Source organism: Burkholderia sp. MSMB1826, assembly GCF_001526325.1.
In the GTDB taxonomy this organism is placed as follows: Bacteria; Pseudomonadota; Gammaproteobacteria; order Burkholderiales; family Burkholderiaceae; genus Burkholderia.
The window spans coordinates 67,163-84,774 of the sequence record NZ_LOYN01000047.1; the positions used below are offsets into that span (position 1 = coordinate 67,163).

General features: G+C 66.8%; 17 protein-coding genes. 11 read left to right on the forward strand and 6 right to left on the reverse strand.

Annotated elements, in window-relative coordinates:
• Nucleotides 1–658 precede the first annotated feature (658 nt).
• The 6 genes from WS95_RS26925 to WS95_RS26950 all read left to right on the forward strand — a co-directional run bounded on the left by WS95_RS26925 (nt 659) and on the right by WS95_RS26950 (nt 6,919).
• Complete coding sequence (locus WS95_RS26925) at nt 659–1,873, forward strand: cation:proton antiporter (protein ID WP_034209665.1); 1,215 nt, start codon at nt 659–661, stop codon at nt 1,871–1,873.
• A gap of 14 nt (nt 1,874–1,887) precedes the next feature.
• Nucleotides 1,888–3,003, forward strand: a complete 1,116-nt coding sequence (locus WS95_RS26930) for a YbdK family carboxylate-amine ligase (RefSeq protein ID WP_059827084.1) — start codon at nt 1,888–1,890, stop codon at nt 3,001–3,003.
• 507 nt (nt 3,004–3,510) lie between these two features.
• The gene (locus WS95_RS26935; protein ID WP_034209663.1) at nt 3,511–4,149 is read left to right on the forward strand and encodes a MarR family winged helix-turn-helix transcriptional regulator; all 639 of its coding nucleotides are present in this window, start codon (nt 3,511–3,513) and stop codon (nt 4,147–4,149) included.
• Nucleotides 4,150–4,177: 28 nt separating this feature from the next.
• Nucleotides 4,178–4,888, forward strand: coding sequence for a glutamine amidotransferase (locus WS95_RS26940; protein ID WP_034209862.1), 711 nt, complete (start codon nt 4,178–4,180; stop codon nt 4,886–4,888).
• A 210-nt stretch (nt 4,889–5,098) separates the two neighbouring features.
• Complete coding sequence (locus tag WS95_RS26945; protein ID WP_059827086.1) at nt 5,099–6,211, forward strand: NADH:flavin oxidoreductase/NADH oxidase; 1,113 nt, start codon at nt 5,099–5,101, stop codon at nt 6,209–6,211.
• A gap of 177 nt (nt 6,212–6,388) precedes the next feature.
• On the forward strand, nt 6,389–6,919 hold the full coding sequence (locus tag WS95_RS26950) for an SET domain-containing protein (protein WP_034209661.1): 531 nt from the start codon (nt 6,389–6,391) through the stop codon (nt 6,917–6,919).
• A 135-nt stretch (nt 6,920–7,054) separates the two neighbouring features.
• On the opposite strand, the gene WS95_RS26955 is transcribed toward WS95_RS26950, so the two are convergent.
• On the reverse strand, nt 7,055–8,539 hold the full coding sequence (locus WS95_RS26955; RefSeq protein ID WP_034209861.1) for a sensor histidine kinase: 1,485 nt from the start codon (nt 8,537–8,539) through the stop codon (nt 7,055–7,057).
• Between the two features lie 117 nt (nt 8,540–8,656).
• Complete coding sequence (locus tag WS95_RS26960) at nt 8,657–9,349, reverse strand: response regulator (protein ID WP_006401494.1); 693 nt, start codon at nt 9,347–9,349, stop codon at nt 8,657–8,659.
• A gap of 122 nt (nt 9,350–9,471) precedes the next feature.
• Between WS95_RS26960 and WS95_RS26965 the strand changes: the two genes are divergently transcribed.
• A complete protein-coding gene (locus tag WS95_RS26965; protein WP_006401493.1) occupies nt 9,472–9,702 on the forward strand; it encodes a DUF3717 domain-containing protein in 231 nt (76 codons plus the stop codon).
• Nucleotides 9,703–9,795: 93 nt separating this feature from the next.
• Here the strand turns inward: WS95_RS26965 and WS95_RS26970 are convergent, their stop codons facing one another.
• Together WS95_RS26970 and phhA are read right to left on the reverse strand one after the other, a co-directional pair.
• Nucleotides 9,796–10,173, reverse strand: a complete 378-nt coding sequence (locus WS95_RS26970) for a 4a-hydroxytetrahydrobiopterin dehydratase (protein ID WP_257127321.1) — start codon at nt 10,171–10,173, stop codon at nt 9,796–9,798.
• Nucleotides 10,174–10,246: 73 nt separating this feature from the next.
• A complete protein-coding gene (phhA, locus tag WS95_RS26975) occupies nt 10,247–11,140 on the reverse strand; it encodes a phenylalanine 4-monooxygenase (protein ID WP_059827197.1) in 894 nt (297 codons plus the stop codon).
• Between the two features lie 138 nt (nt 11,141–11,278).
• On the opposite strand from phhA, the gene WS95_RS26980 reads away from it, so the two are divergent.
• The gene (locus WS95_RS26980) at nt 11,279–11,764 is read left to right on the forward strand and encodes an Lrp/AsnC family transcriptional regulator (protein WP_006408082.1); all 486 of its coding nucleotides are present in this window, start codon (nt 11,279–11,281) and stop codon (nt 11,762–11,764) included.
• A gap of 64 nt (nt 11,765–11,828) precedes the next feature.
• Here WS95_RS26980 and WS95_RS26985 read toward each other — a convergent pair whose 3' ends face one another.
• Entirely contained in the window at nt 11,829–12,362 is a 534-nt protein-coding gene (locus WS95_RS26985; protein ID WP_059780430.1) for a class IV adenylate cyclase, read from the reverse strand.
• 194 nt (nt 12,363–12,556) lie between these two features.
• Nucleotides 12,557–13,456, reverse strand: a complete 900-nt coding sequence (locus tag WS95_RS26990; RefSeq protein WP_059827088.1) for a LysR family transcriptional regulator — start codon at nt 13,454–13,456, stop codon at nt 12,557–12,559.
• A 458-nt stretch (nt 13,457–13,914) separates the two neighbouring features.
• Here WS95_RS26990 and WS95_RS26995 point away from each other — a divergent pair, with 458 nt between their 5' ends.
• The 3 genes from WS95_RS26995 (at nt 13,915) to WS95_RS27005 (ending at nt 17,560) form a co-directional block, all read left to right on the forward strand.
• Nucleotides 13,915–15,600 carry a GMC family oxidoreductase gene (locus tag WS95_RS26995; RefSeq protein WP_059827090.1) on the forward strand — a complete coding sequence of 562 codons (1,686 nt, stop codon included), beginning with the start codon at nt 13,915–13,917 and terminating at the stop codon, nt 15,598–15,600.
• A 428-nt stretch (nt 15,601–16,028) separates the two neighbouring features.
• On the forward strand, nt 16,029–16,808 hold the full coding sequence (locus tag WS95_RS27000; RefSeq protein ID WP_027783147.1) for an ABC transporter ATP-binding protein: 780 nt from the start codon (nt 16,029–16,031) through the stop codon (nt 16,806–16,808).
• On the forward strand, nt 16,805–17,560 hold the full coding sequence (locus tag WS95_RS27005; RefSeq protein WP_059827092.1) for an ABC transporter ATP-binding protein: 756 nt from the start codon (nt 16,805–16,807) through the stop codon (nt 17,558–17,560). Before WS95_RS27000 ends, WS95_RS27005 begins: the two co-directional genes overlap by 4 nt.
• The last annotated feature ends 52 nt before the right edge of the window (nt 17,561–17,612 follow it).

Consider the following 17,612-nt stretch of genomic DNA (forward strand, 5'->3'; position numbering starts at 1 on the left):
TTCCTCACAGTTTCCCGATTTTCCCGCGCAAGGTTATCCACGCAATGCTGTGGATAACCGCGCGGAATCCGCGCGTACTTCGTGTGTAATCACAGTGGACGTAAACTGGGCAACTCCGCACAGCTGTGAAGCGGCCCAAAAGTTGCTCAACTCAAACGTCTGTGCACGAACAGCCTGTGCAACCGGTTATGGTTTCGCCAACGCATTGATCCAACAGCGTAAACCGGAGTTATCCACAGAACTGTGCGTCCTTTGTTAACTTCTACTACGTATATATACGAGTAAACCTTTGAAACCAAAGACCTGTGGTGCCGCACAGCGCCGCGAGTCGATTCGGTCGGTTCCGGAACGAAAAAGCTGTGGCACAATCGGTTTCCTTCGCGTTCGTTCGGCCAGGCGCCGGACATGCTTCAACGGAACGGTCGGCACGATTTCGAATCTGAATCTTCGAGTCCGCCAGTCCGTTCACACACCAGGCCGACAATCCAGATCGGCAACCTGAACGACGTTCCACCCTGTGGCGGAACAGGCGGACCCCATGTACCGCCGTCGTCGAGCACAACAATCACATTCGGGGCAATACCCAGCCGGCGCGTATCCATTCCTGTCGCTTGACCCCGCGTCGCTGGCGGTTGCTTCCAAAGGAGAAGTCACCACGATGAAGTCGGCGTTCTCATTCCTGCCCAACTGGCCGCTCGCGCCGGATGCCGTGTTCTGGGCCGGGCTCGCGCTGTTTGCAGCCGGCCTGTGCGGCGAGCTGTGCTATCGCGCGTGGCGTCTGCCGCGCATCACCGGCTATGCCGTGATCGGCCTGATCGCCGGTTCGTTCGGCTTCGGCGTGATCGACGCGAGCACCGACGAAACCTCGCGGCTGCTGATGGACGTCGCGCTCGGCCTGCTGCTGTTCGAACTCGGCAGCCGCCTCGACCTGCGCTGGATCCGGCGCAATCCGTGGCTCGTCGCGTCGAGCCTCGCGGAAGCCACGCTCACGTTCGTGCTCGTGCTGTTCGTGATGCTCGCGCTCGGCGTATCGGGGATGGTCGCGCTGGTGCTGTCGGCGATCGCGATCGCGACGTCGCCGTCGATGGTGATCCAGCTCAAGACCGAACTGCGCGCGGAAGGGCAGGTGTCGCAACGCCTCATCACGCTCACCGCGCTCAACAGCGTGTACGCGATCGTGCTGACCAAGCTCGTGACGAGCTGGCTGCACCAGGAAGCGTACGGCAACGTTTTCGCGACGATCCTGCAACCGCTTTACCTGCTCGCCGGTTCGTTCATCGTCGCGTATCTCGTCGCGCGTTCGTGCAATTACCTGTTCCGCCACATGACCGCGACGATGCGCGACGAGCATTCGTTCGTCGCGCTGTTCGGGCTCGTGATGCTCGCGATTGCCGTCGCGCAGGCGTTGAAGCTGTCGACGCTGCTCACGCTGCTGCTCGCCGGCATCATCGTGAAGAACCTCGAAGCGCGGCCGCAGCTGTGGCCCGAGCATTTCGGCACGGCCGGCTGGCTGCTGACGGTGGTGCTGTTCGTGCTGACGCTCACGTCGTTCACGTGGGGCGACATCGCGCTCGGCGGGTTGCTCGCGATCGTGCTGATCGTCACGCGGCTCGCCGCGAAACTGGCCGGCGTCGTCGCGTTCGCGAAGCCGAGCGGTCTCGGGATGAAGCAGGGCGTCGCGCTCGGCATCGCGCTCACGCCGATGTCCGCGCTGTCGTACCTGCTCGTCGACGACACCTACCAGCTCTATCCGAATTTCGACCCGCACCTGCGCGCGATCGTGATGTGCTCGATCGTGATCCTGCAGCTCGTCAGCCCGTTCGTCGTCTACCGCTGCCTGTCGGCGGTCGGCGAACGCAGCGACGGCAACTGATTCCGGAACCTGCCATGGCACTCGAAACCTTCGTCAATTCCGAACCGTTCACGTTCGGCGTCGAACTGGAGATCCAGGTCGTCAACACGCACAATTACGATCTGACCAAAGCGGCATCCGACCTGATGCGGCTGATCCAGGGCGAGACCTTTCCGGGCAACATCACGCCGGAAATCACCGAAAGCATGATCGAGCTGTCGACCGGCATCTGCCATTCGCACGAGCAGGCCGTCAGCGAGCTGCATGCGATCCGCGACGTGCTCGTGAAGGCGGCCGACCAGCTCAACGTCGGGCTGGCCGGCGGCGGCACGCATGCGTTCCAGCAATGGAGCGACCGGCAGATCTACGATGCGCCGCGCTTCCAGTACATCTCCGAGCTGTACGGCTATCTCGCGAAGCAGTTCACCGTGTTCGGCCAGCACGTGCACATCGGTTGCCCCGATCCCGACAGCGCGCTGTTCCTGCTGCACTCGATGTCGCGCTTCATTCCGCACTTCATCGCGCTGTCCGCGTCGTCGCCGTTCGTGCAGAACGTCGATACGGGCTTCCATTCGGCACGCCTGAATTCGGTGTTCGCGTTCCCGCTGTCGGGCCGCGCGCCGTTCGTGCTGACGTGGGACGGCTTCGAGGAGTACTTCACGAAGATGGTGAACACGGGCGTCGTCAACTCGATGAAGGACTTCTACTGGGATATCCGGCCGAAGCCCGGCTACGGCACGATCGAGGTGCGCGTGATGGACACGCCGCTGTCGGTCGATCGCGCGGCGGCGATCGCCTGCTACATCCAGACGCTCGCACGCTACCTGCTGACCGACCGACCGCTGAAGCTGTCGGAGGACGATTACCTCGTCTATACGTTCAACCGTTTCGAAGCGTGCCGCTTCGGGCTCGAGGGCACCTGCGTGAATCCTCAGACGGGCGAGCGCCGCACGATCGCGGAAGACATCCTCGACACGCTCGACCGGATCGCGCCGCATGCGGCCGCGCTCGGTTCGCGCGCGGCGCTCGACGAGATCGGCGCGCTCGCGAAGGCGCGCGTGAACGACGCATCGTGGTTGAGAACCGTTTTCAAACAGGAAAAATCGCTGAACGAGACGGTCCGGCAGCAGTGCTTACGTTGGCGCGAGTGAAAAAATGTTTTGCAGATTGCGGGATCGACCGCGGCGCGATTCGCTGAATGGCGCGCGCTGCCGTGTCCGGCCGAACGCGTCGCCAGTCGTCCTGAAAATCTGTGGATAACCCGATATTCCACTGCAAAGTCAATGCTCTGCGGGCGGGATAACCCGGTGGATCACCCGCGTGCGGCCGGGGGCCGATCCAAACGGGAAAATACCGGTGCACCCCGCTTCGCGGGGGCGCGACATTGCGCGCACAACGAAAAATTGCGGTTATCCAGTGATTTTCCACAGTGTGCAGGGGATAACTTAGCTGTGCGATTTTCCGCTCTCGCTTAGAATGACGGCTTTGCGGATGCCGGAAACGATGCGTGTCTCTCCGGTCGCCGCGAACGCGACCGCCGCGTGTGCCTCGCGACGGCCGTGCTGACGCATTCGAGAGCGTGCGTCTGTTTTGAGACGGGATTCGATCTCCACACTACGGCCGCTCGGCCAACCGGGCGGCGGAAAAGCGAAAAGACTATGAGCGAAGGCGTTTACGGGAACCAGGCTGCGGGACGTGTGACCCACAGCTTGCTGCGGTTGAGCACGGCCATGCGGAGCGAGGCATGGGATTGGGCGGAAGGCGCTGGCCTCACGCCGACGCAGGGCGAGATTCTCGTGCTGCTGTTGCAGCGCAAGGGCCCGATGCGGCTCGGCGAGATCGCGCGCGAGACGCAGCTCACTGCGGCCACGACGAGCGATGCGGTCAGCACGCTCGAGACGAAGGGGCTCGTCGAGAAGCGCCGTGCGCTGGACGACGGCCGGGCACTGGCCGTGCGCCTGTCGGCGCGTGGCCGCACGGCCGCGAAGAAGGCACTGCAATGGCCTGAATTCCTGACGAAAGCGGTCGGCAAGCTCGGCGCGGACGAGCAGGGCACGCTGTATCGCGCGCTGCTGAAGACGCTGCGCGAGCTGCAGGTGGCCGGCGCGACGCCGCCGCAACGCATGTGCCTCACGTGCACGCATTTCCAGCCGGGCAAGCTGTCGAAGAAGACCGTGCATCACTGCGCGGCGCTCGACATCTCGATGTCCGACAGCGATCTGCGTCTCGACTGCGCGGTGCAGGAAGAAGCCGACGCGGCGACGCAGAAGAAGACCTGGAAGATTTTCGCTGGCTGACGTCCGTCGATCGACCGGGAGGCCGATGATGAACGCTGAAGTCGTGGCGATCCGCCACGTGCATTTCGAGGATCTCGGGAGCTTCGAGCAGGTGCTCGGCGAACGCGGTCGACGGGTGCGCTATGTCGATGTCGGATCGTCGCGGGTCGAGGTGCTCGACGTGCTCGAGCCGTCGCTGCTCGTCGTGCTCGGCGGGCCGCTCAGCGTGTACGACGACGCGCAGTATCCGACGATCGCGCCGCTCCTGGCGCTCGTGCGCCAGCGCATCGACGCGGGGCTGCCGATCCTCGGCATCTGCCTCGGCGCGCAGTTCATCGCGCGGGCGCTCGGGGCGCACGTCTATCCGGCCGCCCGGCACGAACTCGGCTGGGCGCCGCTGACGCTCACCGACGCCGGCCGCGCGTCGCCGCTGCGCCATCTCGACGGCGCGACGACGTCGATGCTGCACTGGCATGGCGATACGTTCGACCTGCCGGGCGGTGCGATCCATCTCGCGTCGACGCCGGCCTGCCGCCACCAGGCATTCGCATGGGGGCAGCACGTGCTGGCGTTGCAATGTCATCCCGAGATCCGTACCGATCGCTTCGAACCGTGGCTGATCGCGAACGCCGGCGAAATCGCCGCGACGCCCGGCATCGACGCGCGCCAGCTGCGTGCCGATACCGCGCAGCACGGCCCCGCGCTCGAGACGGCCGCACGACGCATGTTCGCGGAGTGGCTCGACAGCGTCGGGCTCTGACGTCGCGGGCAGCCCCGCCCGCTGCAACGGTTGAGCCCAGCCTGCATCCGGTGTGGGCCGGCGCGTCGCCGGACACCGCACATTCCGCGCATCGCCGGCATCCGGCCGGCCGCACCTGACCATCCGCTTACTGTCGATCGCGCCGTCTGCACGCTTCGAGCGTGCGTGCTACGCTCGTCCGCTCTTTCCCTTTCCTGGCGAGCGGCTTCCATGACTGCGCTGTTTTCCCCGTTCACGCTGCGCGGCGTGACCCTTCCGAACCGGATCGTGATCTCCCCGATGTGCCAGTACTCGGCCGAACGCGGCGAAGCGACCGACTGGCACATGATTCATCTCGGCCATCTCGCGCTGTCGGGCGCGGGGCTGCTGTGCATCGAAGCGACCGCGGTGGAACCCGATGGGCGCATCACGCATGGCGACCTCGGCCTGTGGGACGACGTGACCGAAGCCGCGCTGAAGCCGGTGCTGGCCGCGATCCGCAAGCATTCGCCGGTCCGCGTCGCGATGCAGTTGTCGCATGCGGGGCGCAAGGCGTCGAGCGCGGCGCCGTGGGAAGGCGGCCAGCTCGTGCCGGTCGCCGAGGGCGGCTGGTTGCCGCACGGGCCGTCGGCCGTGCCGCACAAGGACGGCGAGACGCCGCCGCTCGCACTCGATGCCGCGGGTCTGAACCGCATCCGGGAAGCCTTCGCGGCGTCGGCCAGGCGGGCTGCGCGGCTCGGCATCGATGCGATCGAAGTGCATGCGGCGCACGGCTACTTGCTGCATCAGTTCCTGTCTCCGCTCGCGAACCGGCGCACCGACGAATACGGCGGCTCGCGCGAAAACCGGATGCGGTTTCCGCTCGAGATCTTCGAGATCGTGCGTGCCGCGTTTCCGGAAGACCGGCCGGTCGGCGTGCGCGTGTCCGCGACCGACTGGGTCGAAGGCGGCTGGGAGCTCGACGATACGATCGCGTTCGCGCACGAACTGAAGCGCCGCGGCTGCGACTGGATCGACGTGTCGTCCGGCGGCGTGTCGCCGCTGCAGAAGATTCCGCTGTCGCCCGGCTACCAGGTGCCGTTCGCGCAGGCCGTGAAGCGGGCGGTCGGCATGCCGACGATCGCGGTCGGCCTGATCAACGAACCCGAGCATGCGAACCGGCTGATCGAGGCCGGCGATGCCGATCTCGTCGCGATGGCGCGTGCGATGCTGTACGACCCGCGCTGGCCGTGGCACGCGGCGGCCGAACTCGGCGCGCAGGTGACGGCGCCGCCGCAATACTGGCGCTCGCAGCCGCGCGAGCACAAGGCGCTGTTCGGCGACGTCGCATTCGGCCAGCGCTGAGCGCATCGCGCAATATTGCGCGCGATGTTGAACGAAGCAATCGTGAACGTGTAGGATGCGGGTGATTCGCCGCATGCCCCGACGCGGCACCGACCGGTGCCGCGTTTTCGTTTGGCGCGGCGCCCGGCCGCGTTCGCGGTCGCTTCCATACAAGTCGTCTTCACAAGGATTCGTTCGATGAGTTCACGCAGGATCGCGGTGCGCCGCTCGGGAGTACACGGCAAGGGCGTGTTCGCCGTGGCGCCGATCAAGGCCGGCGAGCGCGTAGTGGAATACAAGGGCGAGCGAATCTCGTGGAAGGAAGCGCTGCGTCGTCATCCGCACGACCCGAGCGAGCCGAATCATACGTTCTACTTCGCACTCGACGAAGGCGGCGTGATCGACGGCAAGATCGACGGCAACAGCGCGCGCTGGATCAACCATTCGTGCGCGCCGAACTGCGAAGCCGAGGAAGTCAAGGGCCGCGTGTACATCCACGCGCTGCGCGACATCGCGCCGGAAGAGGAGCTGTTCTACGACTACGGCCTCGTGATCGACGCGAAGCTGACGAAGAAGCTCAAGCGCGAATACGCGTGCCACTGCGGGGCGGAGTCGTGCCGCGGCACGTTGCTCGCGACGTCCGACGAAGGCGGGAAGAAGAAAAAGAAGAAGGACAAGAAGGACGGCAAATCCGCGTCCGGTTCGAAGGACAAGAAGAACCGGAAGTGATGCAGGCGGCAGCGCATTTCGCGCTGCCGCTGTCTTTTCGGCCGACGGTTGGCGCGTCGTAGCGGGCCGTCGTTCGCTTTCGTTCTCCGGCGGGCCGCCCGGTCGACGGACCGACGGCCGCCCGCCGCGAATCGCTCAGTGCGTCGGCGCCGCAGCCGGCGTTTCGCCGGCCGGCTTCTCCGTGCGCGCGGCGAGCGGCACCCTCACCACGAAGCGCGAGCCGCCTTCCGGTGCATCCTCGTACGACACGGTGCCGCCGTGCATCGCGATGATGTCGTGCACGATCGCGAGCCCCAGCCCGGCGCCCGTTTCGACGCCGTTGCCGCTTTGCGCGTCGCCGCGGAAGAAGCGTTTGAACAGGTCGGCCTGCTGGTTCGCGGGCACGCCGGGGCCGTTGTCCTCGACGACGATCTCGGCGGCAGGCTGGCTGTCCTCGAGCGCGGCGCGCGCGACGTTCACCGTGATCCGCGCGCCGTCCGGCCGCGCGAGCGGCACGTACTTCAGCGCATTGTCGAGCAGGTTCGCGATCACCTCGCGCAGCAGCACGGGGTTGCCGCGCACGATCAGCGTCTCGTCGTCGCCCGCGTCGTCGCTGCGCTGGAAGCCGAGGTCGACATGCGACGCGAGCGCGCGCGGCACCCATTCGGCGCCCGTCTCGAACGCCATCGCCGCGAGATCGACGTCGACGAAGCGCGCGGCCTGTTCGCCCGGCTCGGCACGCGCGAGCGACAGCAACTGGTTGGACAGCCGCACCGCGCGGTCCGCGGCCGCGCGCAGCTCGCGCACCGCGGCGAAGGTCTGGTGCGGGTCGCGCGCGACCACCGCCTGCTCGGCATGCAGCTTCACCGCGGTGAGCGGCGTGCGCAACTGGTGGGCGGCATCGGCGATGAACTTGCGCTGCGCGTCGAGCGCGGTCTTCAGACGGCCGAGTAGCGCGTTCATCGCGCTCGTCAGCGGCCGGATCTCCAGCGGCACGTCGGTTTCGTCGACCGGTTCCAGCGACGTGTGGGTCTGCCGGTTCAGCGAATCGGCCAGATGCGTGAGCGGGCCCAGTTGCTGGTTCACGACGCGCCACACGATGCCCCAGCCCGCGAGCAGCAACAGCAGCAGCGGCATCATGATCGCGACGAGGAATTCGGCCGCGATCCGGTAGCGGTGCCGCACCGGCTGCGCGACTTCGACGACCATCGGCCGGCCGCCTTCGACGTTGTCGACGCGCACCTGCGCGACCCGCACCGCGCGGTTGTCGTATTCGGCCTCGAACACGTACGCATGATGCATGCGGCGCACGTTGATGCCCTGCAGCGGCAGCTTCGGATCGCCGGCGAGTTCCTGCTCGCCGTCGCTGATCCGGTAGATCAGCGCTTCGGCCGGATCGGAGAACATCGCCTGCGCGAGCGGCGGCACCGTGAACGGCGCGTCGGGGCCGGCGATCTGGATCTGTTTGGAGATGGCGGTCGCGAGATCGGCGAGCGAGCGGTCGATCACGTGCTGCGTGTATTGCCACGCGAGCCAGTAGGCGATCAGGCCGCTCATCAGCGCGAGCATCGACAGCGGCGCGGCGAGGCGCCGGAGCAGCGAGCGGCGCAGGCTGGTGGTCACAGCCGGATCAGGGGACATTTCGACGGGCAAATGGATAAGCGCCGCTCACGGGGAGCGGCGCGGTCGTGCGCCGGGCGCGGCGACGCGGAGCAGCGCATGCGCCGGCGGCACGCGGCCGACCGGCGCGCGCGTCGCTCAGACGCTCGCCGTTTGGCGGATTTCCTGCAGCAGGTAGCCGAAGCCGCGCACCGTGACGATTTCGACCCGGCACTGTTCGAGTTTCTTGCGTACGCGGTGCACGTAGACTTCGATCGCGGTGTCGCCGAGATCGCCGCCGAAGTGCGTGAGGTGATCCTGCAACTGGGCCTTGCTGACGACACGGCCGTGACGCAGCAGCAGCATCTCGAGCACCGCGAATTCGCGCGGCGACAGTTCGAGCGGCTTGTCGTCGTTGAAGATGCGGCGGTCGACGCCCGACAGGCGAACGCCGCCGAGCGACACTTCCGGACGCGGCATGTCGCTGTGCGGGCCGCTGCGGCGCATCACCGCGCGGATGCGGGCTTCGAGCTCGGCCGGCTCGAACGGCTTGAGCATGTAGTCGTCGGCGCCGGAGTTCAGGCCCTGGATCCGGTCGTTCAGCTCGTCGCGCGCGGTCAGCACGATCACGGGCGTGTGGCGGTTGGTCTGGCGAAAGCGCGTGAGCAGCGTCATCCCGTCGATGCCCGGCAGGCCGAGGTCGAGGATCACGAGTTCGTGGCGGTTCTGTGCCAGCGCCTGCTCGGCAAAAATGCCGTCATGCACCATGTCGACGGTGAAGCCAGCCTGCTCGAGGCTGCTCTGGATACCGCGTGCGATGGGGCGGTCGTCTTCGATCAGAAGGAGTCGCATGAAGTTCGCTCAAGTACAATGGGTTGGCGGTTCAGGCACGCGGACAGCACGAAGCCGTTTCCACAGGGACGCCGCATCGCCTGACATCAAGCATGGCGGCCAGCGAACGATTAGATCCAATCATGTCCGATATTTCGATCCACGACCTAGAAGCCGCGATCAATTTCTGGCGCGCCCGCTCGCCATCGAGCGGCGACGAACTCAAACTCTGCGAAGAGGCCAGCGCGCTCTCCAAGCCGTATGCGCTGCTGATTGTACAGCGCGAAAGCGCGCTGCAACTGGAAGGTTTGGACCCCAAGGCGCGGAAAGCGTACGAGACTTACGTGCGCCTTAAGGATGGCTTGGAAAGCTGAAGGCTTTCGCTGAGTACATCCTAGAAAACGTTTAGCGAAATGAAAAGTTGACGCGCCGCGCATCGAAAGGACGCGCGGCGGTAGAGGCGATACTCAGGCGCCCGGTTGCGCGTGCGCGGCGGCGCCGTCGATGAACCGCGCGAGTTCGATGTCGCGTTCGGTCAGCCCGTCGGCGTCGTGGGTCGACAGCGTGACGTCGACGCGGTTGTATACGTTGAACCATTCCGGATGGTGATTCATCTCCTGCGCCTTGATCGCGACACGCGTCATGAAGCCGAATGCCTCGTTGAAATCGGCGAAGCGCAGGCGGCGCTGGATCGCGTCGCGGCCCGGCACGGCCGTCCAGAGCGGCAGGCCTTCGAGCCGGGTCTTGCGTTCTTCGGATGTGAGCTTGTGAATCATCTTGCACCTCTCGTTCGGTAACGGCGTCCGCCCGCGGCTGCGCCGCGCGGCGAAGCCGGCGTCGTTCATTGTTTCATAGTTGCGGGAAGGGCGACGGGCGGCCGGCGACGGGCAACCGGCGGGCGCCGCGGCGCCCGGCGCATCACGCGTCGTCGTCGTCCGGCCAACCCTCGCCCGTGCCGCGATGCAGCACGCGGTCGGTCTCGAGCACCGCGCCGGCCGGAAATTCGGGCAGCGCCGTGAGCCGGCTGGCCAGGGCGCGGCCGTCGACGTCGGCGAGCGCGAACAGCTGCGTGAAATCGTCGATCACGAAGTAGGTCTTCTGGAACGTGTCGATCCGGTACTGCGTGCGCATCACGCGCTCGAGGTCGAACCCGAGCCGGTTCGGCGCCGCGCTTTCGAGGCTGTACAGGCTTTCGCCCTTGCTCGATACGATCCCGGCGCCGTAGATCGACAGCCCGTCGACCCCGCGCGGGTCGCGGATCAGCCCGAATTCCACCGTATACCAATAGAGGCGCGCGAGCCGCGCCAGCGCCGCTTCGTCGTCGGCGACCGCGAGCGCGGTGCGGCCATACGCCTGCATGTAGTCGGCGAACACCGGATCGATCAGCAACGGCACGTGGCCGAACAGGTCGTGGAAGCAGTCGGGTTCCTGCAGGTAGTCGAGCTGGTCGGGACGGCGCATCCACCAGGTGACGGGAAAACGCCGGTTCGCGAGGTGCTCGAAGAACACGCGGTCGGGCACGAGGCCCGGCACCGCCACGATTTCCCAGCCGGTCACGGGCTTCAACTGGCGGTTCACGTCGGCGAACGACGGCACGCGATCGGCCGGCAGCTCGATCTTGCCGAGCCCGGCGACGAATGCATCGCACGCGCGACCGCGCAGCAGGGTCGACTGGCGTGCATAGAGCTGCTTCCACACCGCGTGGTCGACCTGGCCGTAGCGCTGAAGCGGCTGGTCGATGGTGAAATCGGCGCGGGTTTCGAGGCCCGCGTCGAACTGCTCCTGCAGTTTCGCGGTGACGACGGTGGACATGATCAGGCTCTGCACGCTGGGGTTGAGATCATGCAAGTGTAGAGCGGGCTGCGCGCGGATTGGGCGCATGGTTGGCGTTGAATTGCTCGATAATGCGATAATCGTGCATTAAATCAAGGATCAATGCGGAGAATACTCATGCTGGAACTCGATCACTTCGATCTCGCGCTGCTGGACGTGCTGCAGCGCTTCGGTCGCGCGACCCATCAGCAGCTGGGCGAGGAGGTGCCGCTGTCGCCGTCGCAGATCGGCCGGCGGCTGCAGCGGCTCGAGGCGGCCGGCGTGATCGAAGGCTACCGCGTGATGCTGCGGCCCGAAAAGCTCGGGCTCGGCGTGACCGCGTTCACGAGCCTGAAACTCAAGCATCACGGCGATTCGATCATCGAGCAGTTCCAGCAGCAGATCGACGTGCTGCCGGAAGTGCTCGAATGCCATGCGGTGGTGGGCGATGCCGACTACCTGCTGCGGATCGTCGCGCCGGATCTCAACGCGCTGTCGCAGTTCGTGATGAAGAAGCTGATGCGTGTGCCGGGCGTCGACAGCGTGCGCTCGAATATCGTGCTGACGACCTTCAAGCGCAACGGCGCGCTGCCGCTCGCGCATCTGGCGCCCGGCGCCGCGTGACGGGAAGGGGCCGCGGCGCCGGCGCCGAGAGCGGCCCGCGCGGGGCGCCCTCGGCGGGGCTGGTTCAGGCCGTTTCGGGGTGGGCGTCGGCGTTCAGCAGATCGACGTACGCGACCGCGACGAGATCGTCCTGCGCCACGCCGAGCTTCGCGAACACCTCGTGCGCTTCGGCTTCGCCGCCGGCTTCGTCGTCATCCGGGCCGAGCACGACTTCGAGCTCGATGAAATCGCCGAGCCCGTCGACGCGGTCGAGGTGGATGCGCGTGCGGCCCGCGAGGTACACGTGCCGTTCCTTCGTCACGATCCCGCGCGTGGTCAGCGCGGTCGCGAGCAGCGAATGCATCGCATCGGGGTTCGTCACCGGGCTGCGCGTGTAGTACGACGCCTTCGGGCCGTCGCGATCGTCGCGCTGATAGAAGATCAGCTCGGCCGGCGTGCCGTCCTCGAAGCGGCGCAGCTTCAGCCGGCCGCGCGGCACGTCGTAGAAGAAATCCTGCTGGCGATAGAACAACGGCGCTTCGGTCGCGAGCTGAGCCGCCTGTTCGCGCAGCCGGTCGAATTCACGGGCGCGGGCTTTGATCTCGATGTTGCGGGCCATGCGGGTCTCCTTCAATCGGGGTCTCGCGGTGTGCGAACGCACAATCTAGCAAAAAGCCTGCGATGGTGGCGTGACGAGCGGACGGCACGCGGCGACACGACGCGGGGCGGGCGATCGATCCGCAACGGCGATCCGCGCAATGCGTCGGGCACCGAAACCCGCTGCGCGACCGGCCGCATCGACATCAGCCACGCTCATATCGCCCACTGCGCTTCGATCAGCCGCAGCGCGGCCGCGATCGCCGGTTCGTCGCGCCGCTCGGCGAGCGTCACGAACGTCAGTTCGGTCGGCACCGTCACGCGCTCGACGATCGTCAGCGCATGCGCGTGCGCTTCGGCCAGCGCGGTCGAATCGCGCGCGAGCGTCAACCCGATCCCCGATTTGACGAGGTCGAGCATCGATTGCTCCTGGTCGACCTCGGCGACCTTCACCGGCTGCGCGCCGGCGTCCGCAAAACGCCGCGACAGCAACCGATGGTGCGCGGACGCCGGCGGCGTCCAGATCCACGGCAGCGCGGCGAGCGCGCGCCAGTCGTGCGCGCGCTGCACGCGCTCCTTCCAGCCGGCCGGCGCGAGCACGCGGTACTCGAAATGCGTGAGCGCGAGGGTGTGGAACAGCGCGCCGTCGAGCGGATCGTCCTCGCCCGGCCGGCCGATGTAGTAGCCGACGTCGAGCGCCTGCGCGCGCACCTGTTCGATCACCCAGCCCGACATCCCGTGCCGCAGCGCGGTCTCGATCTGCGGATGGGTCTCGACCAGCGCGCGCAGGAAGCCGCCGAGCCGCAGGAACTCCGGGTCGAGAATCGTGCCGATCCGCAGCCGGCCGCGCACCTCGTGCCGCAGCGCGGCCGCGGCGCGCTGCACGTCGGCGGCGGCGGCGAGCGCGCGTTCCGCATGCGGCAGCAGCGTCTGGCCGTCGCGCGTGAGCGCGAGCCCGCGCGACGTGCGCGTGAACAGCGCGACGCCGAGCGTTTCCTGCAGATGCTTGATCTGGAGGCTGACGGCCGGTTGCGTCAGGTGCAGTTGCGCGGCCGCGCGCGTCAGGTTGCCTTCGCGGGCGACCGTCGCGAACGCGCGGAGCAGGGCGAGATCCATCGTCGTGATATGAGCGCGGCTTATAACGCAGTTCAGCATAACTCATTGGATCGGCGGCCGGGCGCGGGAGTACGCTTCATCGGGTCGTGGCGCGCGGGCCGCAGGCGCGGCGCGACGCACTATGCTGAAAATGCGCGCGGTATTGCGCCGCGCGGTGCACAACAAAGAGGTTTGCATGGAGCGCAGGAAGCGCTGAAGCGCTGACTTCGTCCAGCCACGTCATGGGGGCCGGGTAAGGGCTAAAGCGCTAACTCGGGTCGACCGCCGTGGGGATGGAGTAAGCGTTGGAGTGCTGACTCCGTCCAGCCACGCCATGGGGCCAGCGTAAGCGCTAAAGCGCTAACGCTGATCGACCGCCGTGGGGATGGAGTAGGCGCTGAAGCGCTGACTCCATCCAACCACGCCATGGGATCCGAGTAAGTGCTGAAGCACTTACTCGGATCGACAGGAGACAACCAGTGACTACTCAACGCACGCTCGAAGGCGAATTCGACTACGTGATCGTCGGCGCGGGCACCGCAGGCTGCGTGCTCGCGAACCGCCTGACCGAGGATCCCGATATCAGCGTGCTGCTCCTCGAAGCGGGCGGCAAGGACGACTATCACTGGATTCATATCCCGGTCGGCTATCTGTACTGCATCGGCAACCCGCGCACCGACTGGCTGTACAAGACGCAACCCGAAGCGGCGCTCAACGGCCGCGCACTGTCGTATCCGCGCGGCCGCGTGCTCGGCGGCTGCTCGTCGATCAACGGGATGATCTACATGCGCGGTCAGCGCGAGGACTACGACAACTGGGCACAGGAAACCGGCGACGCCGGCTGGTCGTGGGACAGCGTGCTGCCGATCTTCAAGCGCAGCGAGGATCACCATGCGGGCGCGAGCGACGCGCACGGCGCGGGCGGCTACTGGCGCGTCGAGAAGCAGCGGCTGCGCTGGGAGATCCTCGAATCGTTCGCGCAGGCCGCGCAGCAGACGGGCATCCCCGCCACAGACGATTTCAACCGCGGCGACAATGCCGGGGTCGGTTACTTCGAAGTGAACCAGAAGCGCGGCGTGCGCTGGAATACGTCGAAGGCGTTCCTGCGGCCCGCGATGGTGCGCCCGAACCTGACCGTGATCACCGGCGCGCACGCGCAGCGCGTGATCTTCGACGGGCGGCGCGCGGTCGGCGTCGAGTACCGCGGCGGCGGCGCCGATTACGTCGCGCGGGCGCGGGCGGAAGTGCTGCTGACGTCGGGCGCGGTGAATTCGCCGCAACTGCTCGAACTGTCGGGCATCGGCGACGGCCGGCGGCTGCAGGCGCTCGGCATCGACGTCGTGCAGGATCTGCCGGGCGTCGGCGAAAACCTGCAGGACCACCTGCAATTGCGGATGGCGTTTCGCGTCGACGGCGTGCGCACGCTCAACACGCTGTCCGCGCACTGGTGGGGCAAGCTGATGATCGGCGCCGAATATGCGCTGCTGCAGCGCGGGCCGATGTCGATGGCGCCGTCGCAACTGGGCGCATTCGCGAAATCGGACCCGGACGATCCCGCACTCACGCGCCCCGATCTCCAGTACCACGTGCAGCCGCTGTCGCTCGAACGCTTCGGCGAGCCGCTGCACGGCTTCAACGCCTTCACGGCGTCGGTCTGCCATTTGCGGCCGACGTCGCGCGGCAGCGTGCACGTCACGAGCGCCGATCCGGGCAGCGCACCGGCGATCGCGCCGAACTATCTGTCGACCGATCACGATCGGCACGTCGCCGCGAACGCGCTGCGCCTCACGCGCCGGATCGCGTCCGCGCCGGCGCTCGCGCGCTATCGTCCCGAGGAAGTCCTGCCGGGCCCGCAGTACCGGACGGAGGCCGAACTGATCGAGGCGGCCGGCGCCGTCGGCACGACGATCTTCCACCCGGTCGGTACCTGCCGGATGGGGCGCGCCGACGACGAGCGCGCGGTAGTCGACAGCCGGCTGCGGGTGCGCGGCATCGCCGGGTTGCGGATCGTCGATGCGTCGGTGATGCCGTTCATCACGTCGGGCAACACCAATTCGCCGACGCTGATGATCGCCGAGCGCGCGAGCGACATGATTCGTGCCGACCGCCGTGCGGCGCGCGAAACGACGCCGGTGCGCACCGAGGCCGCGGTGACGGCAGCATGACGGCCCGCTGACACGCGTGTCGGCAGGCCGTCATGCGACTGCCCGCTGATTCGATATGCGAAACAAGCTGCCGTCGCTTTCGAACGGCAAGATCCGTGCGAGCCGCGCCGTCGCGCGGCTTTTTTTCGGCATGTGCGTGCCACGTCCTGCAACCGGTCAACGCGTGATGATGCACGTATCAAAAAAACGCGGTGAAAACCGTGCACAGCCGCGTCCGACAAGGCGGCCATCCCTATAAGTGCAAATCCCGATGATTGCACTGCACCAACGGCGCGACAATGTTGCGCAATGTGCATACGCGTCGGCGCGGGAGACCACCCTCGAGGCGTACCACGGCGCCCGGGGGCAGCCCGCTGATCCGCTGACCCGTTCGCGGCCGCTTGCGCCAGGCTTCCCGGTGCTTCGCCTGACTTCGTACGGAAGGGAACATGATTCTCGGCGACACGATTCTGGAAACACGCGGACTGACGAAGGAATTCAGGGGCTTCACCGCCGTGAACGGCGTCAACCTGCGTGTGCGGCGCGGTGCGATCCACGCATTGATCGGGCCGAACGGCGCGGGCAAGACCACCTGTTTCAACCTCCTCACCAAATTTCTGACGCCGACGGCCGGCCAGATCGTCTTCAACGGCATCGACATCACCGACGAGCGGCCCGCGCAGGTCGCGCGGCGCGGCATCATCCGCTCGTTCCAGATCTCGGCCGTGTTCCCGCACCTGAGCGCGCTGCAGAACGTGCGCATCGGCCTGCAGCGGGCACTCGGCACCGAATTCCATTTCTGGCGCAGCGAACGCACGCTGAAGCGGCTCGACGACCGCGCGATGGATCTGCTCACGCAGGTCGGCCTCACCGATTTCGCGCACGTGCCGACCGTCGAGCTCGCCTACGGCCGCAAGCGCGCGCTCGAGATCGCGACGACGCTCGCGATGGAGCCCGAACTGATGCTTCTCGACGAGCCCACGCAGGGGATGGGCCACGAGGACGTCGACCGCGTGACCGCGCTGATCAAGAAGGTCGCGAGCGGCCGCACGATCCTGATGGTGGAACACAACATGAACGTGATCGCGGGGATCTCCGACACGATCACCGTCCTGCAACGCGGCGAGGTGCTGGCCGAAGGCTCGTATGCGGAAGTGTCGAAGAATCCGCTCGTCATCGAGGCCTACATGGGCAGCGCCGATGCCGCGCTCGCGGGGGCGCACGCATGAAGCACAGCGAACGGGAGGAACGCGAATTGAGCGGCGTCGAGAGCGGTACGCCTGCGCTGGAGATCACGGGCCTGGAGGCCTGGTACGGGGAATCCCACATCCTGCACGGCGTCGACCTGACCGTGCATCGCGGCGAGGTCGTCACGCTGCTCGGCCGCAACGGCGCGGGCCGCACGACGACGCTGCGCGCGATCATGGGCCTCACGGGCCGTCGCAGCGGGTCGATCAAGGTCGCGGGCCACGAGACGATCGGCCTCGCGACGCACCGCATCGCCTATTACGGCATCGGCTACTGCCCGGAGGAGCGCGGGATCTTCTCGAGCCTGTCGTGCGAGGAGAACCTGATGCTGCCGCCGCTGATCGGGCCGCACGAGCACGCGATGTCGCTCGACGAGATCTACGCGATGTTCCCGAACCTCGCGTCGCGCCGGCAGAGCCAGGGCACGCGGCTGTCGGGCGGCGAGCAGCAGATGCTCGCGGTCGCGCGGATCCTGCGCACCGGCGCGAACCTGCTGCTGCTCGACGAGATCTCCGAAGGCCTGGCGCCGGTGATCGTGCAGGCGCTCGCACGGATGATCGTCGCGTTGAAGGCGCGCGGCTACACGATCGTGATGGTCGAACAGAATTTCCGCTTCGCCGCGCCGCTCGCCGACCGCTTCTACGTGATGGAGCATGGCCGCATCGTCGAGCATTTCCGTGCATCCGAACTGGAAGGCAAGATGCCGATCCTGCACGACCTGCTCGGCGTGTGACGCCGCCCCGTTTCCGTTGCCGCTAGCCGTGGCGGCTCTCGAACAACCACAA

What these genes read in the sequence shown, in the direction of transcription:
- WS95_RS26925 (WP_034209665.1), top strand. Translation starts at nt 659, where the DNA reads ATGAAGTCGGCGTTCTCATTCCTGCCCAACTGGCCGCTCGCGCCGGAT.
- WS95_RS26930 (WP_059827084.1), top strand. Translation starts at nt 1,888, where the DNA reads ATGGCACTCGAAACCTTCGTCAATTCCGAACCGTTCACGTTCGGCGTC.
- WS95_RS26935 (WP_034209663.1), top strand. Translation starts at nt 3,511, where the DNA reads ATGAGCGAAGGCGTTTACGGGAACCAGGCTGCGGGACGTGTGACCCAC.
- WS95_RS26940 (WP_034209862.1), top strand. Translation starts at nt 4,178, where the DNA reads ATGAACGCTGAAGTCGTGGCGATCCGCCACGTGCATTTCGAGGATCTC.
- WS95_RS26945 (WP_059827086.1), top strand. Translation starts at nt 5,099, where the DNA reads ATGACTGCGCTGTTTTCCCCGTTCACGCTGCGCGGCGTGACCCTTCCG.
- WS95_RS26950 (WP_034209661.1), top strand. Translation starts at nt 6,389, where the DNA reads ATGAGTTCACGCAGGATCGCGGTGCGCCGCTCGGGAGTACACGGCAAG.
- WS95_RS26955 (WP_034209861.1), bottom strand. Translation starts at nt 8,539, where the DNA reads ATGTCCCCTGATCCGGCTGTGACCACCAGCCTGCGCCGCTCGCTGCTC.
- WS95_RS26960 (WP_006401494.1), bottom strand. Translation starts at nt 9,349, where the DNA reads ATGCGACTCCTTCTGATCGAAGACGACCGCCCCATCGCACGCGGTATC.
- WS95_RS26965 (WP_006401493.1), top strand. Translation starts at nt 9,472, where the DNA reads ATGTCCGATATTTCGATCCACGACCTAGAAGCCGCGATCAATTTCTGG.
- WS95_RS26970 (WP_257127321.1), bottom strand. Translation starts at nt 10,173, where the DNA reads ATGAACGACGCCGGCTTCGCCGCGCGGCGCAGCCGCGGGCGGACGCCG.
- phhA (WP_059827197.1), bottom strand. Translation starts at nt 11,140, where the DNA reads ATGTCCACCGTCGTCACCGCGAAACTGCAGGAGCAGTTCGACGCGGGC.
- WS95_RS26980 (WP_006408082.1), top strand. Translation starts at nt 11,279, where the DNA reads ATGCTGGAACTCGATCACTTCGATCTCGCGCTGCTGGACGTGCTGCAG.
- WS95_RS26985 (WP_059780430.1), bottom strand. Translation starts at nt 12,362, where the DNA reads ATGGCCCGCAACATCGAGATCAAAGCCCGCGCCCGTGAATTCGACCGG.
- WS95_RS26990 (WP_059827088.1), bottom strand. Translation starts at nt 13,456, where the DNA reads ATGGATCTCGCCCTGCTCCGCGCGTTCGCGACGGTCGCCCGCGAAGGC.
- WS95_RS27000 (WP_027783147.1), top strand. Translation starts at nt 16,029, where the DNA reads ATGATTCTCGGCGACACGATTCTGGAAACACGCGGACTGACGAAGGAA.
- WS95_RS27005 (WP_059827092.1), top strand. Translation starts at nt 16,805, where the DNA reads ATGAAGCACAGCGAACGGGAGGAACGCGAATTGAGCGGCGTCGAGAGC.